The sequence below is a fragment of the uncultured Roseovarius sp. genome (assembly GCF_913054395.1).
Lineage (GTDB): Bacteria > Pseudomonadota > Alphaproteobacteria > Rhodobacterales > Rhodobacteraceae > Roseovarius.
In genome coordinates, this window is record NZ_CAJXIP010000169.1 from 1 (window position 1) to 6,388 (window position 6,388).

The 6,388-nt window shown below is 57.4% G+C and carries 6 protein-coding genes; all 6 read right to left on the bottom strand.

Annotated features, from left to right (window positions below; all coding sequences use genetic code 11):
* Nucleotides 1-55: 55 nt before the first annotated feature.
* The 6 genes from QZ522_RS16765 to QZ522_RS16790 all read right to left on the bottom strand — a co-directional run bounded on the left by QZ522_RS16765 (nucleotide 56) and on the right by QZ522_RS16790 (nucleotide 5,738).
* Entirely contained in the window at nucleotides 56-1,021 is a 966-nt protein-coding gene (locus QZ522_RS16765; RefSeq protein WP_294614240.1) for a D-glycerate dehydrogenase, read from the bottom strand.
* Between the two features lies 1 nt (nucleotide 1,022).
* Nucleotides 1,023-1,181 carry a hypothetical protein gene (locus tag QZ522_RS16770; RefSeq protein WP_294614243.1) on the bottom strand — a complete coding sequence of 53 codons (159 nt, stop codon included), beginning with the start codon at nucleotides 1,179-1,181 and terminating at the stop codon, nucleotides 1,023-1,025.
* A 15-nt stretch (nucleotides 1,182-1,196) separates the two neighbouring features.
* Nucleotides 1,197-2,543 carry an amidase gene (locus QZ522_RS16775; protein ID WP_294614246.1) on the bottom strand — a complete coding sequence of 449 codons (1,347 nt, stop codon included), beginning with the start codon at nucleotides 2,541-2,543 and terminating at the stop codon, nucleotides 1,197-1,199.
* Nucleotides 2,533-3,951 (bottom strand): TRAP transporter large permease subunit, encoded by a 1,419-nt coding sequence (locus tag QZ522_RS16780; RefSeq protein WP_294614249.1) that lies wholly within the window; start codon nucleotides 3,949-3,951, stop codon nucleotides 2,533-2,535. The genes QZ522_RS16775 and QZ522_RS16780 overlap by 11 nt, the downstream gene beginning before the upstream one ends.
* Nucleotides 3,948-4,532, bottom strand: a complete 585-nt coding sequence (locus tag QZ522_RS16785) for a TRAP transporter small permease subunit (RefSeq protein ID WP_294614252.1) — start codon at nucleotides 4,530-4,532, stop codon at nucleotides 3,948-3,950. The genes QZ522_RS16780 and QZ522_RS16785 overlap by 4 nt, the downstream gene beginning before the upstream one ends.
* Nucleotides 4,533-4,610: 78 nt before the next feature.
* A complete protein-coding gene (locus QZ522_RS16790; RefSeq protein WP_294614255.1) occupies nucleotides 4,611-5,738 on the bottom strand; it encodes a TRAP transporter substrate-binding protein in 1,128 nt (375 codons plus the stop codon).
* Between the last annotated feature and the right edge of the window lie 650 nt (nucleotides 5,739-6,388).

Genomic DNA, 6,388 nt, shown 5'->3' on the forward strand with positions numbered 1-6,388 from the left:
AGCGGGCTCGTATCCGCCGTTCAGGTGGCTAGGGTACTGTTAAGTGAGGTGCGGTTTAAACCAGCCGGTCCCCCGGTTCCCCGCCCGCAAAAAACGCATCAAGATTGTCGAGCGCGCGATATCCCATGGCATCGCGCGTGGCGCGGGTGGCACTTCCGATATGCGGCAGCATGAAGATGTTGTCATGGCTCGCAAACGCCGGGTTGCCGCCGGGTTCTACCTCAAAGCAATCAAGACCGGCGGCGGTCAGATGGCCAGAGTCGAGTGCATCCAGCAAAGCCGCCTCGTCGATCAGGGCGCCGCGCGCGGTGTTGACGATCACGGCCCCCTTGGGCATGCGCGCCAGTCGTTCGGCGTTCAGGAATTTCTGCGTTTCAGGTGTCGCGGGACAATGCAGCGACAGGAAATCAGAGACCTCGAGAAGGCTGTCGACATCTTCGTGAAAGATCGCCCCGGCCTCATCCTCGGGCGAGAGGCGCGAGCGGTTGTGATAGTGTATTTCCATATCAAACCCGCGCGCCTTGCGGGCAAATGCGCGCCCCACACGACCCATGCCGACGATTCCGATACGTGCGCCGGTCACCTGTTTGCCGACCATGAAGGACGGCGACCAGCTATCCCATGCACCGGTGCGCACGATCCGATCCCCGGCAACCGCGTGACGTGCCGCGCCAAGCATCAAAAGCATGGCAATCTCGGCGGTGGCATCCGACAGCACATCCGGTGTGTTTGTCACAACCACGCCATGCGATTTAAGTGCGGGCAGATCACAGTGATCGACCCCGACCGAATGGTTGGCGACGATTTTCAGGCGCGGGTCAAGCCTGGCCACGACCTCGGCGCTGAAATGTTCCGAGTGACAGGGGATCATGCCATCGACGCGGGCGCTCATTGCGATGATTTCCTCGGCGGTGCCGGGGGTGTCATCTTCGTTTACGATGACCTCGTAGTCACGGCGCGCGCGGGCCAGTGTCGCATCGGAAAGACGGCGCGGAATCCAGATAACAGGCTTCTGTGGCATGTCAGTTCTTGTTCTTGCTGGATGTCAGGAAATCATAAGCCGCAAGGGCAGCCGTCAGGAGGGTCACCAGCCAAAGGTCAATCGAGCCGATCTTGCTGGCCAGAATGTAAAGAAATCCCGCGAAGACCGCAAAGGCGAAGATGGCAAGGAATCTATTCATGTGTCTGTCCTTTCATTAAGCGCCGGCTTCGGTCAGCCAGCCTTGGAACCAGTTTGCATTACGTAAAAGCCGCGCATCATTGCCGCGCGCGGCAACCAGTTGAATCCCCATCGGAAGCCCGTTTTCGGCGGTAAAGGCGGGAATGGTCACTGCGGGCGTGCCGACGAATGTCCAAAGCCCGTTGAAGAGTGCGCTTCCGGTGAACTCAAGCCCCTCGGGTGCAGGGCCCATGGCGGCCGGGCAGATAATGGCGTCACAGCGATCAAAGATTTCATCAAGACCGGCATAAAGCACATCGCCCCAATCGAGCGCCGCCAGATAATCGCGCGCCAGCGTGGTGTTGCCCTTGCTCAGCGCCTCAAGGGTTTGTGGCCCAAGCTGATCGGCGCCTTTCTTGCCGTAACTGTAATAGTAACGGGCCATTTCGGCAAAGTTTATCCGCTCGCGAAGCATGGCGGCATCGGCAAAGGGGGCCGGCAGGTCGATCTCGAACATCCGCTCGCCAAGCGCCTCGGCCAATTCGGAAAATGCAGCGTGAAGTTCCGGGTCGGCATCGTCCCAACCGGGAGGCTTCACAAAGGCAAAGATCGGCTTGATCGGCGGTTCCGAGGTGGCAATTTCAAGCAGGGGCGGCGCCGGTTCGGGCCGGGTGGCCGGATCGGCCTCGTCATGTCCAAACAGCACCTCGGCAATAAGAGCGCCATCCGCCGGGGTGCGCGCAAAGACGCCAACCGTGTCGAGCGTCGGCGATTGCATCAAAATGCCGGTGCGTGGGATCGCACCAAAGCTTGGCTTGAACCCGGTCACACCGCAATAAGAGGCAGGGCGAATGATCGAACCGCCGGTTTGCGTTCCAACCGCCAGCGGCACCATGCCATCGGCCACTGCCGCGGCAGAGCCCGAAGACGAGCCGCCGGGGCTGTGCGCAAGGTTATGTGGATTGCGTGTCGCTCCGGGTTCCATAAAGGCAAGTTCGGTGGTGACCGTCTTGCCCATGATGATCGCGCCGGCCGTCTTTAGCTTGTCGACAATAGTGGCGTCCTTGATCGGCACCCGGCCTTTATCAAGGGCACAGCCGTTCTCTGTCGGAATGCGGGCGGTATCGATGATGTCTTTCAACGCCACCGGCAGACCGTGAAGCGGCCCGATCGCACGCCCGGTCTGGCGGTGGGTATCAAGCTGCCGCGCCTGAGCACGGGCAAATTCGGGGTCGAACCAAGCCCAGGCATGAACTTCGGGTTCGCGGGCCTCGATCCGGGAAATCGAGGCCTCGACCACCTCCAGCGCGCTTAGTGCGCCGGTCGCCAGACGCTCGCGAAGGGTGCAAGCGTCAAGCATCAGGATATCGGCATTATTTGCCATACATCAGCTCCGGCAGATAAAAGACGATCTGCGGAAAGAGGTACATTAATGCCATGGATATGAAGACACAGACCAGGAAGGGCATGACCCCGCGGAAGATCTGGGTCAGCTTGATTTCCGGTGGCGCAATGCCCTTCAGATAGTAGGCCGACATTGCCATTGGTGGCGTTAGGAAGCTGGTCTGAAGGTTAAGTGCGACCAGGATGCCAAAGAACAGCGGATCGATCTGGAAGAATGCCAGCAGCGGCAGGAAGATCGGCACGAAGATGATGATGATCTCGGACCATTCCAGCGGCCAACCCAGCAGGAAGATGATCAGCTGCGCAAGCAGCAGGAACATCAGCGGGCTAAGGTTCAGACCCTGAACGAACTCTGAAATCAGATGTTCGCCACCAAGATAGGAGAACACCGCCGAGAACGTGTAGGAGCCAACAAAAAGCCAGCACACCATCGCGGTGGTCCGCACCGTGAGATAGACGCTTTCGCGCATCCGCTGCCATGTCATCGCACGATAGACAAAGGCCAGGAAGATCCCGCCCAATGCACCGATCGAGGCCGCCTCGCTTGGGGTGGCAAGACCGAACAGGATCGAGCCAAGCACGGCGAGGATAAGAAAGGCCAGCGGCACAAGCGACGTGAGGATCATGATCGCCAGTTGCGACTTGGGAATGTCGGGCACTTCTTCCTTGGTTGGTCTCGGCGCGATTGATGGCTGAAGGATCGATCGGCCGATGACATAGACAAGGTAGAGTGTAACCAGCGTCAGACCGGGCAAGAGAGCCGCGGAATAGAGACGCACAATCGAGACGTTCGAGGCCGCCGCATAAACGATCAGCATGATCGACGGCGGGATCAAAATCCCAAGCGTACCGCCGGCGCAGATAATGCCACTGGCGAATGACGGATCATACCGCGCCTTGAGCATCGCCGGCAGCGCCAGCAGACCCATCAGCGTCACAACCGCGCCCACGATACCGGTTGCGGTCGCGAACAGTGCACAGGTGATAAGCGCCGCAACACCCATCGAACCGGGCATGTTCTTGGCCGCGATATTCAGTGTCGAAAACAGCCGGTCAACGATATTGGCGCGCTCAACGATATAACCCATGAACAGGAACAGTGGAACGGCGGTCAGAACCTCGTTCGACATGACCGTGAACGTCTGGTTCACGAACAAATCGAATATTCGGTTGTTGAATAACCCCTCTATCCAGAGGCTCGTTGAATCAAGCCAGCCGGTATCCTCGGCCATGCGGTCAAAGCTGCGCCACATGCGGCGCGCGTCAAAATAGGCGTAATAGCCAAAGCCAATTCCCATGGCCATCAACGTGAAGGCAATCGGAAAGCCCAGAAACACGAAGATGATGAACAGGCCCAGCATCATCAGGGCGATTTGCGGATCGGTCATGGGTGCGCATCCTTCTCGGCCTCAGAGGCCTTTTGCATCAGCAGGTCTTCGGTCTCAAAGACATCTTCATCGGCGGGAAGCCATTCATTGGTGCGCATGCAGTGAATGCAGCGGCAAACTTGGGCGATGCCTTGAATGAACAGCAAAAGACCGGCCACCACGATCACGGTCTTGAATTGATAGATCGGCACGCCTGCAGGGCTGTTGACCGAGACCTCGCCGTAAGACCAGGATCGCACGGCATATTTCCAGCCGGCCAGAACCAATGCGATGACGCCCGGGAAGAAGAAGATGATGTAGAGCACAAGATCGATCTTCGCCTGATTGCGTGGCTGCCAAAGCCGATACAGGAAGTCACCCCGAACATGCCCGCCCCGCGAAAGGGTATAGGCACCGCCCATCATGAAAAGCGTACCGTACATGATGAAGGACACGTCAAGCGCCCAGGCTGTGGGATTGTTGAACACATAGCGGACGACAACTTCGTATCCGGTACCAACGGCCATCAGGACGATGAGCCAGGCAAAGGATTTACCAAACCAGGCCGACAGGTTGTCGGCAAAACGTATGAAATTAATCACACGAGCCCCCTTTCAGTTGAAAAGCGGCCCCGGCGTATGTGTCGCCGGGGCCTTTATCCAGTCAGATTTTATCTGAGATTACATCTTCAGCTTGCCGGGGAAGTAGTGGTTATACGCAAGCGTATAATCCGGCGAGTTCATGATCTCGTAATAGGTGACTTGCTCGACCCAGGCACGCTGGCTGTCGAGGGTCTTTTTCATGAACGGATCTTCTTCAAGCTGCGGAATCAGTTTGTCCCAGGCTTCAAGCTGACCGGCAAGGATGTTTTCCGAGGTGCGGTGCACGTTTACGCCTGCCTCTTCCTGGAGCCATTTCAGGTCCGAAGAGTAGCGACGCATCGCCTTGGCGGTGTTTGCTGTCGATGCTGCTTCAACGCCGTACTTCAGGATCGCGGCCAGATCGGGGCCGATGTCTTCCATCGACAGGCGGTTGAACAGGAATTCAAAGCTTTCCGATGCCTGGTGATAGGACGACAGATAGTAGTTCTTGGCAACGTCATGCGCGCCAAAGTCTTTATCCGACGACGGGTTGTTGAATTCGAACGCGTCGATCACGCCACGTTCCATCGCGGGAACGATTTCACCGCCCGGAAGCTGTGCCACCGACATGCCCATCGACTGCAGAAGGTCAGCAGCCAGACCAACGGTCCGGTACTTGAAGCCGTTCAGGTCTTCGACAGTGTTTACTTCGCCTTTGAACCAGCCAAAGGGCTGTGCGAACATCGGGAAGCCCATGTAGCCGTCAACGTCCATCCCGAGGATGTCCTGAGTCAGCTCGTCATAGAGGGCTTTACCGCCGCCTTCATAGAACCATGACAGCATCGTTGTGGCCGAGCCGCCGAAAACGGGGCCGGTGCCGAACAGCGATGCGGCTTTGTTTTTGCCGTACCAGTAAACCGGCACAGAATGCGCCATATCCAGAACGCCGTCGTTCACCGCGTCCAGAACCTGGAACGCCGCGACAACCGCGCCTGCGGGCAGAACGTCGATCTTCAAACGGCCGCCGGACATCGCTTCTACGCGGTCGGCATAATCCTGTGCGAATTCTTGCCAGATGTTGCCCGCACCCCAGGATGTTTGCATTTTGAGCACGATCGGCGCTTGCGCCAATACGGCCGGTGCTGCCAGCGAGCCTGCTGCGGCTGTGCCGGCAAAGGCCGCGCGCTGCAAGAACGAGCGCCGGTCCAATTTTGCCTTGTCTGTCATGGTTTCCTCCCATTTCGTTCAATTGCGAATAATCGCATGTCGATGGCGAGCAGATAGAACCGCACAGGCGATTCGACGCAAAACGGCCCGCCACACCTGCGCGATGTTACTGGTTATCGGATCAAAGACAAGTATTCTGGTAAGAATATTTGACCAACTCGGCCTTTTTTCTGCGCAGCGCAGGCAATTTTCCAATAAAAGCGCCCTAATTCAAGGCAAAACCGTCATCCAATTTTCTTGCCTGCGTCAAGAAGTTGCACCCTCTTGGGCGGGACACGGCCCTTGAAAACGGCCTGAAACAACAAAAGGCACCACGAAAATGGTGCCTTGATCCGAACCGCGTCCGATGAATTGGTGCCCCGGATAGGACGACCTAAAAGTCGAACCCAAGGACAGCCCAGAGTTTTTCAAAGTATGCTCAGAACGCTTTTGCGGTCATCCGTCCCGAGAGCTGTGCTGTTTGGTTTCAAGAGCAGGGTCGATGGCTTTCGCGCCGTGTATGAAATTCACGTCAAGAGGCCCGGTTAAAGATTTTGCTGTGTCCATTTCCTGAGCAACTTCCAGTCACTGTCAAATGCCCGTATCTTAAGTTCCTCATAGATCAACGAGCACTGTGCAACTTCCGCAGTTGCAATTTGCCGGGTAAGTGC